This is a genomic window from Nonomuraea fuscirosea (assembly GCF_003001935.1).
Classification (GTDB): Bacteria; Actinomycetota; Actinomycetes; order Streptosporangiales; family Streptosporangiaceae; genus Nonomuraea; species Nonomuraea fuscirosea.
On sequence record NZ_PVNG01000040.1, the window covers coordinates 17703 to 36317 of the forward strand.

Below are 18615 nucleotides of genomic sequence, written 5' to 3' on the forward strand. Positions count from 1 at the left end.
CAGGATAGTGCCCGCCGCCGGAGCAAAGCCACGAACATGCAGGTCATGCGCTGTGACTGCCCCGATACGTCACAGCGCATGACCACGTGCGCGGCGGTCGGTCTTACACGGGAGGGGCCAGGTAGGGAAAACTCCGGCCCGGCTCCGCGGTGTTCGATCGGCTGTCGAGGCCCAGCGGCACGGCCTTGTTGAGTACCAGCGCGAACATCACCTCGGGCGCGCAGTCGGCGAGGCCGCGACCGTTGCGCCCGGCGAAGCCGAACCCGGCGGAAGTCCCGATCTCGTAGCGCAGAATGTCAGGGAAGATCGCGTCGACGACCCGACTTGCGTGCGCGCCAGGGTCGTCACTGGTGTGCACGGCGGCGACCGCCTGGCTGACGAGGTCGTATACGAGCGGCCCATACAGGTCCCGGTCCTGGCTGGGCTGGGTGGTGTTGTAGTCGCTGGCCTCCGGCGAGCCGTCCGGATAGAAGAGGGTGTTCACGAGCGGGTGCGCGCAGCGGTTGATCTGTCGCCAGCCACCTGCGTCAGTGGCCAGAGCCGTCGTTCCCCAGAAACCGATGGCGTCGGCCTCGAAGTCTTCGTCGGGGATCTCCAGGACGATGGCGTTGACGTTCGTGCCGGCGAACAGGTTCGCCGGCTGCTCATAGTCGATCGCGGTCAGGTCGAACGACTTTCCGTCCACGACGGCCTCCCTGACCGCGCCGACCACGGCTCCGTTGATGGAGAACGGATCCGCCGCCGGGCCGGCCCAGAGCCGCGCCCCGCTCTGTGTGCCCAGCTTCGTGCCGGTGGTGCCCCGCAGCAGTACGGTCCCGGCGGCGTCACGGTCCCGTGCGTCTTCGCCGTCGAGCCGGCTCAGCTCCAGTGCCTGGCGCCCGTCGCTGTCACGCTCGCCGAACGTCACGCAGTATGTGCGATCCTCGACGGCGTCACCATCCGTGTCGATCTTGAACTCGTATCGCCCTTCCGGATGGAATGCCCCGGCACCGGACAGCGGATTCACGTTGATAATGAACGTGGTTCCGATGGTGCCGCGGAAAAGGTAGACATCACTGATATCGAGACGCGGGTCCTGACGGGCGAGCGGCGAGTCGAGATGGTGGGACATGATCAGCTCCATCTACCAGCTGGTACGGATGCCTCCCGACCTTAGAAGCGCCGGACCGGGGACAGCCAGCATCACCTTGCACAGTGACGTGCTCACCTGGTTACGAAACGCTGCGTGAGCTGTGCGACCGCGCGAACATCTCACTGCGGCCGTCGTCGTCGTACGCTGGGGTTCTTTTCCGTGGCAGCCTTCGCCGGCCGGTGAGGTGCCCGTGGGTCGGTGACCTCACGCCGACTCTTCTGATGTTCCTGCTGGACGTGCCCCTCTCGGCTCGCAGCCCGTAGCCATGGTGGTGACGGTGGATGTCGTGAGCTCAAGGTGCTGAGCCCGCGGTAGGCGATTCGCGTGACGCCGCTGATCGGTGTGCAGTACGTGGTGGGTACACAGGCCTGGCTACGATGCTCCGGTCAGTGGCGGCCGCGTAAGCCGGGATCGCGGTGGCGGGCGGGACAGCGTGCTGGTGGCTCCACGGCAGGTCGATCGTGCAGGAGCATGTGGCGATGGCCTTGCCGAGCGTGCTGATTCCGGCGATGCCGGTAGCGGCGGGTTACATCGTGCACCTGCACGCGAAGGTGTCGCGGCGCAAGTTCCCCGCCTCCCAGTAGGCGAGGTTGTTGCAGGAGGCAGAGCAGAAGGGATGGTTCACTGCCCAGCACCCGCTCACCCGCCTTGTGCGGGGAAACAGCGGCGCCCAAGCAACTTTCCGCGTATGGGTGGCGTAGTAAAGGCGAGCACTGTACGAGAGGGAGCACGGGTGGTGGAGCGGGCGGCGTCCGCCAGGTTCGTCGCGGCAAGCTGGCAACGGCTGCTCAGGACCGCCTATCTGCTCGCTCAGGAAGAGGCAGCGGCCGAGGACCTGGTGCAGACGGCGCTGTTGAAGGCATGGCTCAGGCCGCGGCTGGGCAACAATCCGGAGGCGTACGTTTCGGAAGCTCATTGTAAATCCGCATATCTCGTGGCGGCGGCGGCGCTGGAGACGTACGGAGATCACCACGGGTTCACCACCTGACTCCAGCAGGCAGCAGACCGGATCGGCGCGGTGGACGAGCGAAAGGTGGTCTGGCAGGCGCTTCGGCGATTGCCGGCGGGTGTCGCCTGAGGCACGCCCGTCCAGACCGCGAGGACGGAACGGACTTCCTCGGCCCGCCGGTGACGGACCTGCGTGGCGCGATGCCACGCGGCCGCCAGCGCGACCTCGCCGTACACGGCGTCCAGCGCGGGGAGGGCGGCCAGGTCAGCGGCCAGGACCCAGTTGCAGGAGCGCCTTCTCCGCCGCAGTGCAGGCGCGGGCGGCGCGACCTGGTGCGGGCCTGGGACCGCTGTAGTGCGCATCGCAGATGGAGGCCGCGTCCGGCGCGACCGGGGGGTGCTCAGCGACGATCTCCTGGCCAGATCAGTCGCGGCGTTCAGCGGCAGTACGTCGGATGACGGGCATGAGCGTTGCTCCAGCGCAGCTAGGCGTGCAAGTGGTCGATGCCCTCGCGGGCTGGGTTGACGCCCCACAGCAGGTCGTCGCCGACGGAGTAGCAGCCGTGGAAGTAGGTGATGCCCTGCGTGCCGCGGTAGGTGGCTGGCAGCCGGTCCGGCTGGCCCTCAAGTGCCCAGGTTACGCGGCGGATCAGCAGGGCGCGGCCGAGCCTGCGGCCCCTGACCGGTTGCATCACCTGGCCTCCTGAGCACTGATCGCACGCGATCAGCCGATGCAACCGGCATGACCATTCTGCGCGCCAACTCTGGTGATCGTTTCCGGTCACCGCACTAGGCAACCGCGCGGCGATGGCGGCGCCCAAAGCCTGGCGAGGGATCAGCGACTCTTTGGACATCACCGCTCATCCGATTCCTTTCGTCGAGCCGCCGAGTCTATAGAGGTGGCGGAACAACGACGATCGACAGGGAGCGTCCACTCCTGTGTCGGTTCGGCAAGGGTCGCTGCAGGGCACCCCGGTAGTTCCGAGCGCGACGACACGGTCGGCTCATTAAGGGTCTGCCGACTTGCCAGGCCCGAGCCCTCATCAAGCTTAGGAGAATCGATGAAGATAGCCGAAAGCACGGCATTTGTCACCGGCGCCAACCGCGGGTTGGGCCGGCGTTTCGCAGAGCAGCTCGTGGCCCGGGGCGCCATCGTGTACGGCGGCGTCCGGAACCCCGCTTCGCTCGATGTACCTGGCGTGATCCCGATCACGATCGATGTCACTGACCCCGCGTCGGTGGCCGCCGCGGCGAAGGAGACGTCGGGAGTATCGCTGCTGATCAACAATGCGGGGTCATACACGGGGGCGTCTGTGTCTGATGGCTCTTTGAGTGACATTCGCCTGGAGATGGAGACACACTATTTCGGCACGCTCGCGGTGAGTCGTGCGTTCGCCCCGCAACTGGCCGATAACGGCGGCGGCACGATCCTCAATGTGTTGTCCGTGTTGTCCTGGGTGACCTATCCCGGATACAGCGGCTACGCTGCGGCAAAGGCGGCGCAGTGGTCGCTCACCAATGCCCTGCGACTCGAACTCGCGGCGCAGGGCACCAGCGTGGCCGCCTTGCACGTGGGCTTCCTGGACACCGACATGGTGGCGTCGGTCGACGCTCCCAAGAACGATCCCGCAGTGGTCGCCGCGCTGTCGCTCGACGCACTGGAGGAAGGCACCGTCGAGATCCTCGCCGACGAGGACTCACGACAGGTCCAGTCGAACCTGGCCGGCGGAGTTCCACGGCTGTATTCGAACGCCGGCTGAGCAGCCGACGTCCGGGACGGACGAACACTCATTCGCGACCGACTCACTACGCCTACAACCGATGAGTGCTGTCAGCTCTGGTTGTACGGCGTGGCCCACCAGATGCTCTTGATGAACGCCGATGAGCCTCTGCGCGTGGTAGGCGTACACCGCAGAGGCGTTGATCTCATCCGTTCATAGGTTTTCGGACTTTCTCCGGGTGGTTGTGGGATTCGTGGCGAAGTTGGGGCGGCAGGCCAGCTTTGAGGAGCGCCTGCGGGCGTGTCAGCTGATCGAGAGCGGAAATCACCGGATCTGGTCGCGGAGATTCTCGGCTTCGGGCGGGCGACAGTGTTCGGATGGTTGCAGGAGTATCGCGCGCTAGGCCCGGAAGGGCTGCACGCGAAGAAGGCTCGCGGACCAGCGGCGCAGTTGGACGACGCGCAGCTGGCGCGGCTGTATGCGTTGATCGCGGGTAAGGATCCGCGTCGGTTGAGTTTCGGGTTCGCGTTGTGGACGCGGGCCATGGTGGCCGAGCTGATCCGACGCGAGTTCAAGGTGAAACTGTCGCTGGTGAGCCTCGGCCGCGTTCTGGCCAAGCTGGGCATGTCACCGCAACGGCCGCTGTATCGGGCCTACCAGCAGGACCCGGCCGCGGTTGCCGAGTGGAAGCAGCACGCTTTCCCCGCGATCGCGGCCGAGGCCAAACGGCTCGGCGCGGCGGTGTTCTTCGCTGATGAGGCGGCGGTACGCACCGACTACCACGCCAGCACCACCTGGGCCCGAGCGGAGTCCACCTAGCTGATCCCGCAAATAGGGGCCCGTCACGAACTTGAGACGAGGGGCCTCGAACTGCCTGCCGCTCTCCCACAGGTGCTTCCCACCTGCATTCCACGACATCCTCTTTCCCGCCGGGCGGCGAGCCGGCTTGCCTGCCAGACCACCGGCAAAGCCAACGCGACCATCTAACTAGACTTATGAGTATGGTCTAATGGACTCAACCGGAGCCGCATTGCTCATGGGCGGCCGGGAGTGGCCCAGGCGTGCCGTGTAGGGCCGCAACGCGTTCGCAGACCGGATGGCAAGGATGCCGATTGATGAAGACTTATGTGATCACCGGTGGTACCGACGGCATCGGTGCGGCATTGGCCCGTACATTGTTCTCTCGCGGCGATCGTGCCGTGATCATAGGGACGAACCCGGCGAAGGGCGAGCGACTCATGGCCGAGGCCGCCACGGCGCCGGGCAGCGCGGCGTTCATCAACGTCGACCTCAGCTTGGTGTCGAATAACCACCGCACCCTCGACCAACTCGCTGAGGAGTATCCGGCCATAAACGGCGTGGTGCTGTGCGCCCGGTTCATGCGGTCCTACCGGTCGGTGACCGCCGAGGGGTTCGAGGACAACTTCGCCCTGTTCTACCTCAGCCGCCTCCTGTTCAGCTACGGGCTCCTCGGTCCGCTGCAGAGGACGAATCGGCCGGTGATCGTGAACGTAGCCGGTCCCGGCCATGCCACACCCATCGCCTGGGACGATCTGCAGAGCACCCGCCGGTACGACCTTGTTCACGCGATGTTCATGACCGGACGGTTGAACGACCTGCTCGGTGTGACCTTCGCCCAGCGGCACGGCACCGGACCGGTGCGATACGTACTCTTCCACCCCAGCACAACGGCCACCAGTTACGCGGGAGAGTTCGATCCGCAAACCGCCGCCCACCTCCGGCAGCAGCGGATGATGGCCAAACCCGCGACCGACGTGGTCCCACCGCTCCTTCGACTGCTCGACAATCCGCCGGCGCCACCTCTGAGCGCGTACAACCTGTTCACCGAACTCAATGTGCACAGCAAGCTGTTCTCCGCGACGGACGCGGAACGGCTGTCCCGCCTCACCGACGCATTGCTGGCCGAGGTCGGGAAGTAGCCCGAGACGTCGAAGCCAGCGGTTCACCGAGCCTGGCAGCATGGCCCGCATGACCGGCAGGACGCCGAGCGCAACGGGTCGGCCACGACGTGGACCGCCGCCAGGCCTCGGTTGGTGCGGCGTTCACGGCCAGGAGCCCGCGCGCTTGGGGGACGAGCGGCTCAGGAACAGGCATCAGCGGTCAGAAGGATCTTGCTGTTGGCAGCGCATGACGGCCGGCTGAGGTGGAGGGGTCAACGGCACCAAGAGAAAATCTATGAGGCGGCGCTTGGCGTGCTCGCGACCGCCGAGGTCCAGAGAGCCCGAGTCCATTGCCTCCGCCACGGTGATCTGGCGGCGGCATACGGCTCGGAGGGTTTCGAGGTCGGTGGTGACGGTCGCGTCGGGCGGCTGTGGCGCGGTCGCGCGGCTGATCTGCACTGAGTCGGCGGTGACTTCGGCGTGGTAGGTGTCGCCGTCGATGTGCAGCTCGTAGACGCCACCCAGCTCGGTGGCCCGAGTCGGGTCGAAGCCGGCTTTGATGCTGAGCAGTAGGGAGTCGATGCCGAGTGGACCGTCGGGGGTGGTCGAGGCTTGACCACCCCAGCGTCCGAGGTGCAGAAGACTCGGTTCCAGGGCGCGGCCCCATTCGGTGAGCTCGTAGAGGCGCACGCGGGTCGGGGGTGGCAGGTCGCGTCGTTGTACAACGCCGTGCTCAGTCAGGTCGCGTAGCCGCTGGGTGAGCACGTTGGGGCTGATGCCCGGCAGCCCGGCGTGCAGCTCATTGAAGCGTTTGGGGCCTAACAGCAGGTCTCGTACCACTAACAGGGACCAGCGTTCGCCGATGACGTCCAGCGCGCGGGCCACGCCGCACGGGTCTCCATAGCTGCGCATGCCACTCATGCTCTTCAGCTTACCTGAGAATCCTAAATTAGGAGTGAGGCTTGTTTTTTAGGAGTAGTTTCTCTAGTGTCTGCCCCATGAGCTTCTGTGATACCCAGGCTGTGGGTCGGCCGCAGGACGATGTGGAACTGCTGGACACTCCGACCGCACCGCCCTGCTCACCGGCCCGATTCCGGTGGCGCGGCTGGCCTACGTGGGCAATAACGGCTCACCGCGGCGGATCCCGGTGAGCTCACTGTGGAACGGGGACGAAGTGGCCATCTGCTTCGCCGACGGCTACAGGATCCACGACCTGCGTGCCCACCCCGACGGAGCGGTCACCGTCAACGCCCCCGACAAGCCTCGCAACTGCTGACGCTGCGCGCGATCGGCACCATGGCCGAGGTCGAGGCCGTCCTGCAGCGAGTACGCCGCCATCTGAGCGGAACATGGCGCGGAGTCGGGCGACGCCCACGTGGGGGCGATCAACAAGCCGGCCCGCGAAGGTCCAGATCGCCCCGCTCCCGGCCCGAGTCGGAGTCGTGTTCAAGGAACGGTTCTCGGGATCGACAGCCGAGCCCGTTCTCGCAGCTCACAGCGTTCACCACTAGTCGTCGCGACCGAGAGGTTCGTGGCCGGCCGGTATGACACCAAATCCAACACACCGCGACAGAGAGTGGAACATGCGCAAGATTGTTGTGTCGATGTGGACGACCATCGACGGATTCGTCGCTGGCCCGCGAGACGAAATGGACTGGTTGCTGATCGACGACCAGGTACTGACATACGAGCGCAAGCTAGTGGAGGGCGCCGGCAGCCTGTTGCTGGGGCGGATCACGCACGCCGACTTCGCCGGGCACTGGCCACAAGCCGCGCAGGACCCTGACGAGACGGAGGAGATGCGGGCGTACGCCCGGCGGGTCGACATCATGAAGAAAATCGTCGTCTCCGCCTCGGGGAACATCGCGGTGTGGCAGAACACCCGCAGGCTCGAACGCGTCGATCCGGACGAGATCATCGAACTCAAACGTGGCCACGGTGGGGACATCGTGGTGTACGGCAGTCTCGAAGTGATCCGCTGCCTTGTTGAACTCGGGCTCGTTGACGAGTTCCACCTGCTGATGCACCCAACCTTCCTGCGGGAGGGCAAAGCCCTGTTCGGGGTCGGCGGGCCACCGCAGCGGCTGGAATTGCTCTCCGCGGAGCCGTTCACCTCCGGCGTCATCCTCTTGAAGTACCAGGTGGCCGATCGTGTCCCCCCTTCCTCCTGACTCCCACCGCGGCTGCTCGGGCGGCATCGTCGGCGCGATCAGCCTGGGCGACCATACGCGTTGACAGAGCAACCAGCAGACAACAGTCAAAGAATCCGTGATCTGGTTGCGTCCACGGAAGTGCCGCTGGTCCCGGAACCACCCGGCTTGGTGGTCATGGCTGTTGGGGACTACGGCGACCGCCTTGATCACGAGCGTCCGGCCGGCCAGGCTGCAGCGGAGGGGCGGGGACGGTCGTGCCCCTGTCCCCCGATGACGTGGAGATGGAGGAGGTGTACAGATCCCTGCGTGTGTATCGGTGCCAGGCGATGCATCGGTGTCTCCGGCCGCGGGGTGCACGAAATTTCAGCTCAGGCTACGGGCTGGCTATGGTTGCACGTGGAGCGGATCCCGATCGATCCGGCGACGGGGCCCGCAGGCGGTGAGCCTCCCGCCGGCGCCATGGACCCGCTGGGGATGAACGGCCCGGTAGTAAGGAGACCGCTCGGTGATCATTAGGCTCTGCGTGGGGCAATGGTGTAGCTGAACGACCACAAGAAGTCAATGACCAGCACCACGGCCCATGGCAACATCGGCCCCCACAGCACGGCTGCCTGATCGCGATCCCCGGCCAGCAAGGTGAAGGCGCCGAGCATCAGCGCGGCGATCGTATAAGCGAGCAGGTGACGCAACCACATGGCCCGCTCGCGGGCGGCATGCGAGCGCCTGGCCCGGCTGCCGCGCAGCAACGGTCCGGGGCGCCTCTCCCCTAGGGCGGCTTCGCGACCGCGGCCGTCCCATGTCCTCGCCGCGAGGCCGGCGCGCCTCGAAACCGTGGCCCGAGCCACGCGCTCGTCGGCCCAGCGGATCATCGTGGGACCGAAGGCGATAGTGACTCCCAGGTAGATAGCGGCGAGCGCGTGTCCCAGGTCAGGCGCGGCGCCGCGATACAGGTCGGCGGCGGACAGGACGAGCAGCATCACGTCAATCACCGGCACACAGGCGAGGAGGACCGCGCTCATCCGTGGTGCACGCAGCAGGTAACGACCCGACAAGCCGAGCCCGAGCAACACCCAGAAGGCGACTTCGCACCCGACGATCAGTCCGATCACCAGGCCCTCCCTATTTCGTACGATCGTCTTGCATCTTTATAACACGACCGTGCAATAATAGGGAAATGCCGAAAGTCGTGGATCATCAGGCCCGTCGGATCGAGCTGGCCGAGGCGGTCTGGCAGGTCATCGCCCGCGACGGAATCGCCGAGGTGTCGGTCCGAGCAGTCGCCGCCGCGGCCGGATGGTCCACCGGAACCCTGGGCCACTACTTCCGCTCCCGGGCCGACCTTGTCGCCTTCGCCGCCGAACTGGTGGTGGAACGCGTCACCGAGCGCGTCGTCGCCCGCCTGCAGGACCTGCCGACGCGGCTCACCCCGATCGAGCGGGCCCGGGCACTGCTGGTGGAGACCATGCCCGGCGACCCTGAACGCTTCACCGAGTCCTCGATCGCCTTCGCTTTCCTGGCGCTGGGCCTACGCGATCCCCGCTTGGCGGCCATCCAGCAGCGGCACTTCGGCGGCATGTACGACCTGTGCCGCACCCTGGTGCACGACCTCGCCTCCCACGGCGCACCCCTGGCCGGCTCATCACCCGACAGCGCAGCCCGCCGGCTACATGCAGTGGTCGACGGGCTCTCCGTACACGTGCTCGCAGGACACCTCACCGCCGAGGACATGGCCACCGAACTCGACGCCCACCTGGCGACGCTGGCCTCCTCCCCAGGATGACAGCCCTCGTTTCGGCCCGTATACGGGTCGAAAGCCGGATCGTTCGCCTGAGCCCACCGGTGCGACCGTCCCGCCATCCCACCATCACGCGCTCGCGTACGGCGGGTACGGCAAGAGGGGCCCTTACATGTTCCAGATCGTGGGCACGGTGAGCCCGCACCCACCGCGCGCCGAGACAGACATCAAGCCATTCTTGGCACTATTTCGCCTGGCGCTGCAGTCGCGAACTCTTGACGAGCCGCCTCTGCGCCAGGAACCTTTGATACATCCTCACACGTTGCCGTCCCGGAGAACCATGACGCGACGTTCGGCCACGGTTTCGACAGCTGTTACCGGAGTGAGCATGGTCGGCTTTTGCGCAACGGAAGCAGCGGACTTCACTCTGGCGGACAGCACAGAATCGACCTCTTGGACGCCCCCTGGTGCAATGGTAATCATCCCCGATGTCACCGGCATGACAGTGCACGACGCCCCCTCGAGGCGTTACGCGCCCAGGTACACCTCAACGTTCTGCACCCGGCGCCCCTGCGGCTCTGCACTCGACGGTCGCCGTCTGGCTGCTTCGCACCGCCGCACTCCACCTCGTACAAGCCGCGCTGAGGTCTTGACCGGATCATCGGTGGGCGGCCTTGGAGAAGTGACGGTTCCCGGAACGCGGCTCTCCAAGCCGGGGAAGCTCGGCGCTTCGGCGACGGCACAGCCGTTCCAGGTTCAGCGCACGCCGCCGATCAGAGGGTGTAGGGACGAGCGTTGTGTCGCTGCCATGTCGATCAGGGGTCTGTCGGGTCCGCCTCTCTCGATCACCGCGCGGCCTGGGCTCAGGGCATGCATGCCACCGACGACCTGCCCGTCGAGCTTCCAGATCAGGGTTCTGTCGGGCGTCTCGTACAGACCCACGATCAACGTGCCCGGCATCTCCAGAGTCGGGACGACGGGCTAGGTGGCGGCTTCCTGGGAGGGGGTGCGCTGCCGCTCGATTCGCGTGGTCGCTTCCCCCCGTGACCCGTGAGCTCGAAGGCCGTCGCCTTCTTGGCCGAGGGGACAGTGACAGTCCAGATTTTCTGGGGGTGTCCTTGAGGTGGTGAATAGTCCCCGGGACCTTGCCAGCATCGGTCACGGCGGTGACGCGGGCGACATTGTCCCGTGCGGTGCCGAAATACATCAACTGCCGCGCCGCCGGGCCGGGGAAGGTCTCGGTGTAGCCCTGCTCCGTCACCACGGCGCCGAGGGGCGCCAGCAAGGCGTTGAGTTGCCGCCGGTCCTGTATGTCACCCTCACACACAAGGCGGTGACGTCGTCGATTCTGGCGTACCAAAGCGAGATGGCCCGGTTCTCGGAAGGATTGTTGATCAGCAAGGCCTCGCCGACCCGGAACTCGTCGGCGGTGAGCTCCTTGAAAGAGACCCTTGGGGTGATGGTGCCTCCCTTCTAGCGGTCGTCGCAACACCCCAGGTTGGAGAGTGCGATGGAAGAGTTCGAGATCCGCAAGATCCGATCTCCGCAGGGCCCGAAGAAGCTGACCCGTGAGAGGGAGGAATACTTCCGGCTCATGGATCAAGGTTTCAGCAGCCGTGAAGCGTGCCGGATCGTCGCGATCAACATCCGGACCGGGAAGCGGTGGCGGAACGGCTGGAATCGCACCAAATGGAACAAGGGGGCACCGCCCGAACCACGGACGGTGCCCCCACCAGGCGAGTCCCGCTATCTGCGGGAAGACGACCGGATCTACATCGCCGACCGGGTCCGAGAGAAAGCGGCGATCCGCGAGATCGCCCGCGAGCTGGGCCGTGCGCCGTCCATCATCAGCCGGGAGATCCGCCGCAACCGGCACCCCACCAACGGCCAGTACCGGCCACACGCCGCTCAGGCCGAGCCGACGCCCGCCGGCCCCGCCCCAAGCCCAGCAAGATTGGCCAGAACCCCGAGTTATCAGCCTACATGCAAGAGCACCTGCACAAGCGCTGGAGCCCAGAGCAGATCGTCCAGAGCCTGCGCCGGACCTTCCCCAAGCGGGCGGAGATGCACGTGTGCCACAAGACCATCTACCAGGCACTCTACGTCCAAGGCCGCGGCGAGCTGCGCCCCGAGCGGACCCGGGCGCTGGGCACCGGCCGCGCCATACCCAAGCCGCGCCACCTGGCCCAGCAGCGCCAGCCCCGCAACAGCATGCCCATGGTCATGATCAGCGAGCGGCCGCCGAAGCTGCCGACCAGGCCGTCCCTGGCCACTGGGAAGGGGACTGCATCATCGGCAAGAACGGCAGCTCGGCCATCAGCACTGGTCGAGCGCACCACCCGCTATGTGATGCTCGTCCCACCTACCCATCGACCGCAGCGCCGAGCGCATGCGCGACACCCTGCTGGACACCGTCGCGACGCTCCCCGCGCATCTCAAGCAATCGCTGGCCTGGGACCAGGGCAGCGAGATGGGCCGCCACCACGAGTTCTCCGTCGCCGCCGACATGCCCGTCTACTTCTGCGACCCGGCCAGCCCATGGCAGCGCGGCTCCAACGAGAACACGAACGGCCTGCTACGCCAGTACTTCCCCAAGGGCACCGACCTGTCGGTCCACACCCGCGACCAGCTCGGCGCCGTCGCCGCTGAGCTCAACGCCAGACCGCGAAAGACGCTCGATTGGGATACCCCAGCCGAGCGTCTCGCCATGCTGCTCGCCACCAGTAGCTAAGAGAGACCCTGTAGGTCTCTACCCGCCTGATGGCGCACCTGTTGCGTGGTCACGGGGTCACCACAGCCAGCCCCGCGTCAGTCTCTGATCCTGACCCGGGTGTGCTCTCGTGCCAGCCATTGATCGTCGAAGGCGGCACCGACGAGCGTCTCACCTGCCCTAAAGGCCGCTATGCCGTAGTCGGTACGCCAAGCCTCGACCCCGCCGGGCGTGGTGGCCATCCACCGTTCCACTGTCTCGACGTCGGGTGTGGCGTCGTACTGCCAGGCGATGCCGTCGAAAGTCACAACGACTTGTCCTTTCTCCAGATAGGTGACCTCGGCAGGGATCTCATCGCCCAGGGCGACGCCGAGGCATACACCCGCATGGGAGAGTCGCGCCAGCGTGCTATCGCTCATGCAGTTACTTGGTGCCATGACCACGACGCCGTCACCGAGTGCACCGACAAGGACGAACCTGGCGGTCTCGCCCTGGTCGTAGAGTTCATCCGCGGTGACCCATGTCTCCTTCAGCGTGGCAGCCGCGATGGCGTCTGGACCGGGCTGGAACCCTGCGATGACGTCGCCCACGCTGGTACCCGTGCACCAGGCCATCGAGGTGATCTCGGAAAAGCTGTCCGCCACAAACGCATATTCGTTCACAACACGAAACGTGTCAGGTGGCGATGACATCGGCAAGTCGGCCGTTGCCCGTAAATGCCCCGGTGACGTACTCTGCCGAGCATCTCGGTATCCTTCTTCCCAGTAGTTGATCTCCGTGTTGCGGCAACCCCTGGAATTCGCTGTGCTCATGGGGGCGATAGTTTCGGTGGCGACGTCGCCGCGGTCTGTACCGCCTGGGGCGACCAGGCTGCTCACGATGGCGATCGCGGTGACGCAGACACTCGCCACCAGCGTGTTCCTTGCCGCGGCACCTCGCGGAGGACCTCGCGCTGACCGGGGCGGTGGTCCTCGTCGGAGACACGGCCGGAGCCGCAGGCGCACTTCGGCGGCCGTCCCCAAGCGTTGTTCCCGACGTTTCGAGCGCGGACCCTCGATCGCCACCACGTAGAACACGTGAGCGGGGTGATGATGCATGTCTTCGGCTGGCTGCCACTTGCACGGAGCCGTTCACGCGGCGGGCTGGCCAAAGGATGCCGCTCGCCCGCGCTGTCCCGTCAGGCCGTGGCCAAGCCTGCACCCGCCTAGCCGACGGCGGTGTTCTGCCCCATCTGGCGCGCCGCCACCGGCCGATCCCACCTCGTCACCCCATCGCGATCGGGCCGGCGTCGTGCGTGACATCGTCGTTGGGTCCGGTGAAGGCATGTGGCCACGGAAACGATTCGGCTTGACGGTCGGCTGCTTGAGGATCGGTGCGGGGCGAGCAGCGCCGCCGTGTGGCTCGATCGGCCAGAACGCTGCCAGCAACACGACGGCGAGGACACCCGCGAGGATGCTCCGCTCGGTGAGAGCGTGGACGACGGCCAGCCGACCGCCAGTCAAGGTGATCGCGCCGGCACGTCAAGCTTGACCCGGTCAGGCACCTTGGTTTCGCTGATCAGGAGCGGCGTGAGGACGACGACGATCACCGGCACGAGCACGTTGATGACGAACACCGCACGCCAGCTCAGCAGGCTCAGCAGCGTTCCGCAGAAGAGCGCACCGACGGTGAAGCCACCGGACATCAGCGCGCCGTTCAGGCGCAGGACCAACCGCGCGTCGCGCCTACCTGGAATGTGGTGGTGAGCGGGGACAGCGTGGCCATAACGGACAGCGTCTCGCCGAGGACCTGAACGACGAGAAACGACGGGCAGCCTATGCCGCCGACGTGCCGACAGGTCCGCCTGAGCAAGGGAGTCCTTTCTGTGGCGCAGTTCCAGACGCGCCGGTGGCACCGCCTCCTGGCGCGGTGGGACGACCTTGGTGATCAGCCGGCCGGAGATCGGCTCCGGGTCCGTCGCGAGTACGACCCGGAAACTCGCGGGCAGGCAGGGAGACACCCCGTTCTTCCTGTCGGTGGATGAGATCGGTGCCCCGTCGCCGACCTGGGTCAGCGGGTTTCGAGACCATGCCGCGACAGGTACGCGAGCGCCGGGTCGACCATCTCTTCGACCTGCAAGCGCGGCAGCGGGACTACGACGATGCATGGCACGGCTGGTGCCACCCCCGCGAGGCGGGGGGCCGCGCCCTGGCCGGTCTTCTACGAACGTCGCTCACGTAGCAGACGCCACCTCCGGTTCGAAATGGTGAAGCCAAGAGCACTGTGGCAGCCGACGGCACCATGCTGCCAGCATGCGCTGCGCGGCCTCGTCCGGCCAAGACAGTGTCGTCGAATTGCCTTGCAGACGAGGAGTCCGCGACCATCGTGATTTCGTACGCGCGTGAGATCCTCGGCGCTATCGCGGGCCGTCGAAATACAGTAAAAACATCGCAACACCGATGAACAGGAATACCCCGAACAACAGAACGCTCAAGAGAAGGATCAAGATCCGACGCCACAGAGGATCCCTCTCGTGCAAGGAATCATCCCGAGAGTGGCCCTTCAAAGAATTCTCCTCCGACGCTGTCATCACAATGCCCTTGCCAGAGCTAGTCCACCGGTTCATGCATCTAACAGAGCGCTGGAATAGTGCCATGCTGCGGTCGGGCGACGTCGGCGGAGGCCACACCCATCCTCCCGAGGGGCTCACCCATGCTCGCTGTCTTCGCCACGGCAGGCAAGACGTAATTCTGCCAACCTCGCCCGATTCTCGACATTCGATCGCCGCGTCCTCGCCCGTTCACGCGCGATCTGGCGAAACAACCCCGACAGGCCCGCCGCGCCGGAGGTTGGCCCTTCGGCCCGGCTCCGGCGTTTCCCACCAGAGCCGGCGAGGGGACGTGGGGTGTGCCACTATCCGCCTCGATGGCCACGTACTGACCGCAGTCACCGCAGACAGTCTGCTGGTGAAGTTCACCGCGACAATGCTCATGCCGGGAGATCACGGGAGATCACATGGCGCGGCCCAGCGGTCGCCCCAGTGCACGAAGGCCACGATGACGGGCAGCAGTTCGCGGCCCATGTCGGTCAAGACATAGCCGTGGTAGCGCGGCAGAGGGTCGCCGCTCCATTACCCCTACTTCGACGAACCGATCACGTCGCGCCACAAGTATGTTGCGGGTGACCCCGAGGCTGCGCTGAAAGTCGCCGAAGCGGGTGGCACCGCGAAAGAGCGCATGCCGGATGATCAGCAGACTCCAGCACTCACCCGCGATCTCGAGCGCCCGCGCCGCAGAGCTGTTGTGCGTTTCGTAGGTCCGACCAAGCACAACTCCACCGACCTCATGGTGGTTGCATGACGATAGCACCGAATGCTACGTTCCCATAGTTTCATCACGCAACCTTGCAGGTGGGTCGCACTCAGCCAACGGCCTATACCGGCTCGGCGTGCAGGCAACCCCATGACCAGGAGCAGATAGTGCTGCTTGGAAAGAAGACCGCGATCACTTACGGAGCCGCTGGGGCCGTTGGGAGCGCGGTCGCTCACGCCTTCGCCGCGGAGGGCGCACAGGTCTTTCCCACCGGGCGCACCAGCGCCCTGCTGGATGCGGCCGCCGAAAAGATCCAGGCCTCCGCTGGTATGGCTGACGTAACCACGGCGGCCAGGCTGGACGAGGACGCCGTCGAAGCGCACGTCAGTGGGGTGGAAAACGCCGGATGGCTCGACGACTCATTCAACGCTGTCAGCCCGATCCCTGCATCTCCGTCACGGACTGTCGTCCCGCTCATGGGAGGCGTGGCGTTCGCATGGGCGGCGGCCGAGGAGTTATCGCGGCGGGCTGGTCGCCGATCCGGCCCCGTGGTGTCCGCGTCGTGCGCCGGAACGCGGCGGGGAGGCCGTAAACGCCGCAACTGAGCGAGGTGTACGGCCCGCACGCCGATGCCTAAGGCATCAGCCGCGCCCGCATGGCTGACCGCACCCTGCGCAAGCATGACCGCAGCCGTCTTGGGTCGAATGATGAAGGCTTCCCCGTCTCCTCATTCCCCGGCGCCGGGGTTCGCGGCCCAATCGCGGGCGGATTCAGGGAAGACGTACGGGGGCCGCCACCCATGATCGGCCGCGAGAACCCGCCCTTGGTGCGTGGGCCACAGCGCCGCATCGCGACTGGCTTCATCGGCGCGCGCAGGAGTCAAGGCATCGATAAGAGAGATTTCATCGAGAGAAGGAGTCCCCATGCGAGGGATCTCGTCAGTGGGAACGCCGATACGCCGGCTCTCCCCACACGCTCGACCGAGGATCGGTCGACGCTTGGGCGCAGAGCCGAGGTTCGAGTGTGGGATCGACGGTTCGGAGGTCTCGTTGCCCGAGACATCACACCGACGGGCGGAATGGAGGCCGCAGGAGACCTACCTCGACGTGCTGCCTGGCCAGGTGACCGGACGCGGCGCCTGGGCTGGAGGCGCCATGCGGAAGCTCAGTGCGGCTATCGACGACGACGCCCAGACGCGATGAGAGCTGCACAAGTGCGCGGGGTCGTCACCGGCCTGGAACTACGCTTCGCAAGCTTCGCAGAACGCTAGAGCGTGGGAATTCCGGCCACGGGCCGAGGCCGGAGCAGCCCACGCGATGCCGGCCGCTTCACCGACAGCCGCACAGCTGACCATGCCGTCATTCCCACATGCGCACGAAATCTTCGTTCCGCCACTTACCGGCGACCGGATCCCCCGCCGCTCATTCTCTCGGCAGTCCATCACTTCGAGCGCCGGAGACCCGCCATCGCGACTCACCCCACTCTTGCACAGGGACTCGAGCCCGAGCGTTCAGGAACGCGTGGGAACACGTGGCAGAAACAAGCATCTGCCGACACCTCCTAGAAGGTTCTCTAAAGGAGAAACGGTCACCGCCCACAAGGAACGGATGACGTCCAAACAGGCCTGGAACTTGGGACTCGCGTCACTGGCTTCCTACATGATGACCTTGGACAGCTTGGTCGTGACGACGACGCTTCATTCGATCCGCCAGGACCTCACAGTCTCGATCGAATCCCTGGAGTAGATTGTCAACGCCTACAACCTGACGTTCGCGGTACTGCTGCTGACCGGAGCGGCACTGGGTGACCCGTTTCGGCCGCCGCCGGATGTTTATCGCCGGGCTAGCCGTGTTCACCATCGCCTCGATGGGCTGCGCCCTGTCGCCGGATATCGGCACCCTCATCGCAGCCCGCGCTTTGCAGGGCCTCGGTGCCTCAATGGTCCTGCCACTCTCGCTCACCATGATCAGTGCAATCTTCCCGCCGCAGCAGCGCGGCAAGGCGATGGGACTGTACCTGGGCTTCACCGGGCTGGCAACGTTCAGCGGTCCGTTCATCGGCGGCGTCATCGCCGAGGGGCTGGATTGGCACTGGATCTTCTGGCTGAACCTGCCGGTCGGCCTGATCGTGATTCCGCTCATGGCCTGGCGCGTCGACGAAGGCGTCGGCCCGAACAACCGCTTCGACCTGGCTGGAGTGGTGCTCTTCACATTGGGCTCGTTCGGTATCGTCTGGGCTCTGGTCCGCGGGAACATGGCAGGCTGGGGCAGCCTGGAAGTTTTGAGCGCGCTGGTGCTCGGTGTCACGCTGGTCATTGCCTTCGTCGCCTGGGAGGGACGCGCGCCGGCCCCAATGCTGCCGATGCGGTTTTTCAGGCTGCGGGCGTTCGCCACGGCCAACCCGGCGAGCGCCGCCGCGTTCGCCTCGTTGTACGGCACGGCGTTCTTTCTCGCGCAATACTTCCAAACGGTGCACGGTGAAGGTCCGCTCGGCGCCGGCTTGCGGCTGATGCCGTGGACGGCCACGCTGATGGTGTGCGCGCCGATCGCCGGGCGGTTGGCCGACAGGGTCGGCGAGCGGAAGCTCGTGGTAGGCGGGCTGCTGCTCCAGACGATCGGCATGGGCTGGATCACTCTGGTCGCCGACACCGACACCGGCTATCTCGAGTTGCTGCCCGCACTGATCGTCGGCGGTGCCGGACTGACCATGGCCATGCCTGCGGCACAAAAGGCGGTGGTCGGTGCGGTGCAGCCCCAGGAGATCGGTCAGGCGTCGGGCGTGTTCATGACGCTCCGGAAGTTCGGCGGCGTGTTCGGCATCTCTGTCACCGTCGCCGTCTTCGCCGGCGTCGGGGGCTACACCTCGGCCCAGCAGTTCAGCCATGGGTTCACGGCCGCCATGGGCGCCGTAACCGCGATCGCCTTCATCGGCATGCTCATAGCACTGGGCATCCCGGGCCGATTGCCGCACACGGTGGTGGCACCATCGCGGGCGAACGCCGTGCCCTAAGGCGAGGGTGTCGCTT

Annotated in this window: 14 protein-coding genes and 3 pseudogenes; 10 read left to right on the forward strand and 7 right to left on the reverse strand. The window is 66.0% G+C overall.

The features are described 5' to 3' along the window. Positions 1-103: 103 nt before the first annotated feature. Positions 104-1123 (reverse strand): DUF4331 family protein, encoded by a 1020-nt coding sequence (locus B0I32_RS53090; RefSeq protein WP_245956692.1) that lies wholly within the window; start codon positions 1121-1123, stop codon positions 104-106. 742 nt (positions 1124-1865) lie between these two features. Here B0I32_RS53090 and B0I32_RS53095 point away from each other — a divergent pair. Continuing rightward, on the forward strand, positions 1866-2120 hold the full coding sequence (locus B0I32_RS53095) for a SigE family RNA polymerase sigma factor (RefSeq protein WP_106252870.1): 255 nt from the start codon (positions 1866-1868) through the stop codon (positions 2118-2120). Positions 2121-2586: 466 nt separating this feature from the next. Here the strand turns inward: B0I32_RS53095 and B0I32_RS61510 are convergent. Further along, positions 2587-2715: pseudogene (locus B0I32_RS61510) on the reverse strand (IS630 family transposase); the annotation flags it as partial. Between the two features lie 426 nt (positions 2716-3141). Between B0I32_RS61510 and B0I32_RS53105 the strand changes: the two are divergent. The 3 genes from B0I32_RS53105 to B0I32_RS53115 all read left to right on the forward strand — a co-directional run bounded on the left by B0I32_RS53105 (position 3142) and on the right by B0I32_RS53115 (position 5741). Continuing rightward, a complete protein-coding gene (locus B0I32_RS53105; RefSeq protein ID WP_106252871.1) occupies positions 3142-3840 on the forward strand; it encodes an SDR family oxidoreductase in 699 nt (232 codons plus the stop codon). A 261-nt stretch (positions 3841-4101) separates the two neighbouring features. After that, on the forward strand, positions 4102-4620 hold the full coding sequence (locus B0I32_RS53110; protein ID WP_106252873.1) for an IS630 family transposase: 519 nt from the start codon (positions 4102-4104) through the stop codon (positions 4618-4620). 296 nt (positions 4621-4916) lie between these two features. Beyond that, positions 4917-5741, forward strand: coding sequence for an SDR family NAD(P)-dependent oxidoreductase (locus tag B0I32_RS53115; RefSeq protein ID WP_146178671.1), 825 nt, complete (start codon positions 4917-4919; stop codon positions 5739-5741). A 174-nt stretch (positions 5742-5915) separates the two neighbouring features. On the opposite strand, the gene B0I32_RS53120 is transcribed toward B0I32_RS53115, so the two are convergent. Next, positions 5916-6623: a winged helix-turn-helix transcriptional regulator gene (locus B0I32_RS53120; RefSeq protein WP_106252877.1), complete on the reverse strand. Its 708-nt coding sequence runs from the start codon at positions 6621-6623 to the stop codon at positions 5916-5918. A gap of 226 nt (positions 6624-6849) precedes the next feature. Between B0I32_RS53120 and B0I32_RS61250 the strand changes: the two genes are divergently transcribed. Then, on the forward strand, positions 6850-6978 hold the full coding sequence (locus B0I32_RS61250) for a hypothetical protein (protein ID WP_281262680.1): 129 nt from the start codon (positions 6850-6852) through the stop codon (positions 6976-6978). A 307-nt stretch (positions 6979-7285) separates the two neighbouring features. Continuing rightward, the gene (locus tag B0I32_RS53130; RefSeq protein ID WP_181308788.1) at positions 7286-7873 is read left to right on the forward strand and encodes a dihydrofolate reductase family protein; all 588 of its coding nucleotides are present in this window, start codon (positions 7286-7288) and stop codon (positions 7871-7873) included. Between the two features lie 494 nt (positions 7874-8367). Here B0I32_RS53130 and B0I32_RS53135 read toward each other — a convergent pair whose 3' ends face one another. Next, on the reverse strand, positions 8368-8964 hold the full coding sequence (locus B0I32_RS53135; protein WP_106252881.1) for a hypothetical protein: 597 nt from the start codon (positions 8962-8964) through the stop codon (positions 8368-8370). Positions 8965-9029: 65 nt separating this feature from the next. Here B0I32_RS53135 and B0I32_RS53140 point away from each other — a divergent pair, with 65 nt between their 5' ends. Further along, positions 9030-9635 (forward strand): TetR/AcrR family transcriptional regulator, encoded by a 606-nt coding sequence (locus B0I32_RS53140; RefSeq protein ID WP_106252883.1) that lies wholly within the window; start codon positions 9030-9032, stop codon positions 9633-9635. 1465 nt (positions 9636-11100) lie between these two features. Then, a pseudogene (locus B0I32_RS53155) lies at positions 11101-12321 on the forward strand (IS30 family transposase). 77 nt (positions 12322-12398) lie between these two features. Here B0I32_RS53155 and B0I32_RS53160 read toward each other — a convergent pair. The 3 genes and pseudogenes from B0I32_RS53160 to B0I32_RS61930 form a co-directional block, all read right to left on the reverse strand. Next, entirely contained in the window at positions 12399-12962 is a 564-nt protein-coding gene (locus B0I32_RS53160; protein WP_146178672.1) for a hypothetical protein, read from the reverse strand. An 836-nt stretch (positions 12963-13798) separates the two neighbouring features. Then, entirely contained in the window at positions 13799-14011 is a 213-nt protein-coding gene (locus B0I32_RS53165) for a hypothetical protein (RefSeq protein WP_106252889.1), read from the reverse strand. 1269 nt (positions 14012-15280) lie between these two features. Continuing rightward, positions 15281-15647 (reverse strand): annotated as a pseudogene (locus tag B0I32_RS61930) (winged helix-turn-helix transcriptional regulator). A gap of 110 nt (positions 15648-15757) precedes the next feature. Here B0I32_RS61930 and B0I32_RS57130 point away from each other — a divergent pair. Beyond that, positions 15758-16195, forward strand: coding sequence for an SDR family NAD(P)-dependent oxidoreductase (locus B0I32_RS57130; protein ID WP_146178674.1), 438 nt, complete (start codon positions 15758-15760; stop codon positions 16193-16195). A gap of 1198 nt (positions 16196-17393) precedes the next feature. Next, a complete protein-coding gene (locus B0I32_RS53180) occupies positions 17394-18599 on the forward strand; it encodes a DHA2 family efflux MFS transporter permease subunit (RefSeq protein ID WP_219912495.1) in 1206 nt (401 codons plus the stop codon). Positions 18600-18615: the final 16 nt, after the last annotated feature.

Coding starts and splice junctions, on each gene's coding strand:
- B0I32_RS53120 (WP_106252877.1), bottom strand. CDS start 6,623: ATGAGTGGCATGCGCAGCTATGGAGACCCGTGCGGCGTGGCCCGCGCG.
- B0I32_RS53115 (WP_146178671.1), top strand. CDS start 4,917: ATGAAGACTTATGTGATCACCGGTGGTACCGACGGCATCGGTGCGGCA.
- B0I32_RS53130 (WP_181308788.1), top strand. CDS start 7,286: ATGCGCAAGATTGTTGTGTCGATGTGGACGACCATCGACGGATTCGTC.
- B0I32_RS53105 (WP_106252871.1), top strand. CDS start 3,142: ATGAAGATAGCCGAAAGCACGGCATTTGTCACCGGCGCCAACCGCGGG.
- B0I32_RS53140 (WP_106252883.1), top strand. CDS start 9,030: ATGCCGAAAGTCGTGGATCATCAGGCCCGTCGGATCGAGCTGGCCGAG.
- B0I32_RS53090 (WP_245956692.1), bottom strand. CDS start 1,123: ATGGAGCTGATCATGTCCCACCATCTCGACTCGCCGCTCGCCCGTCAG.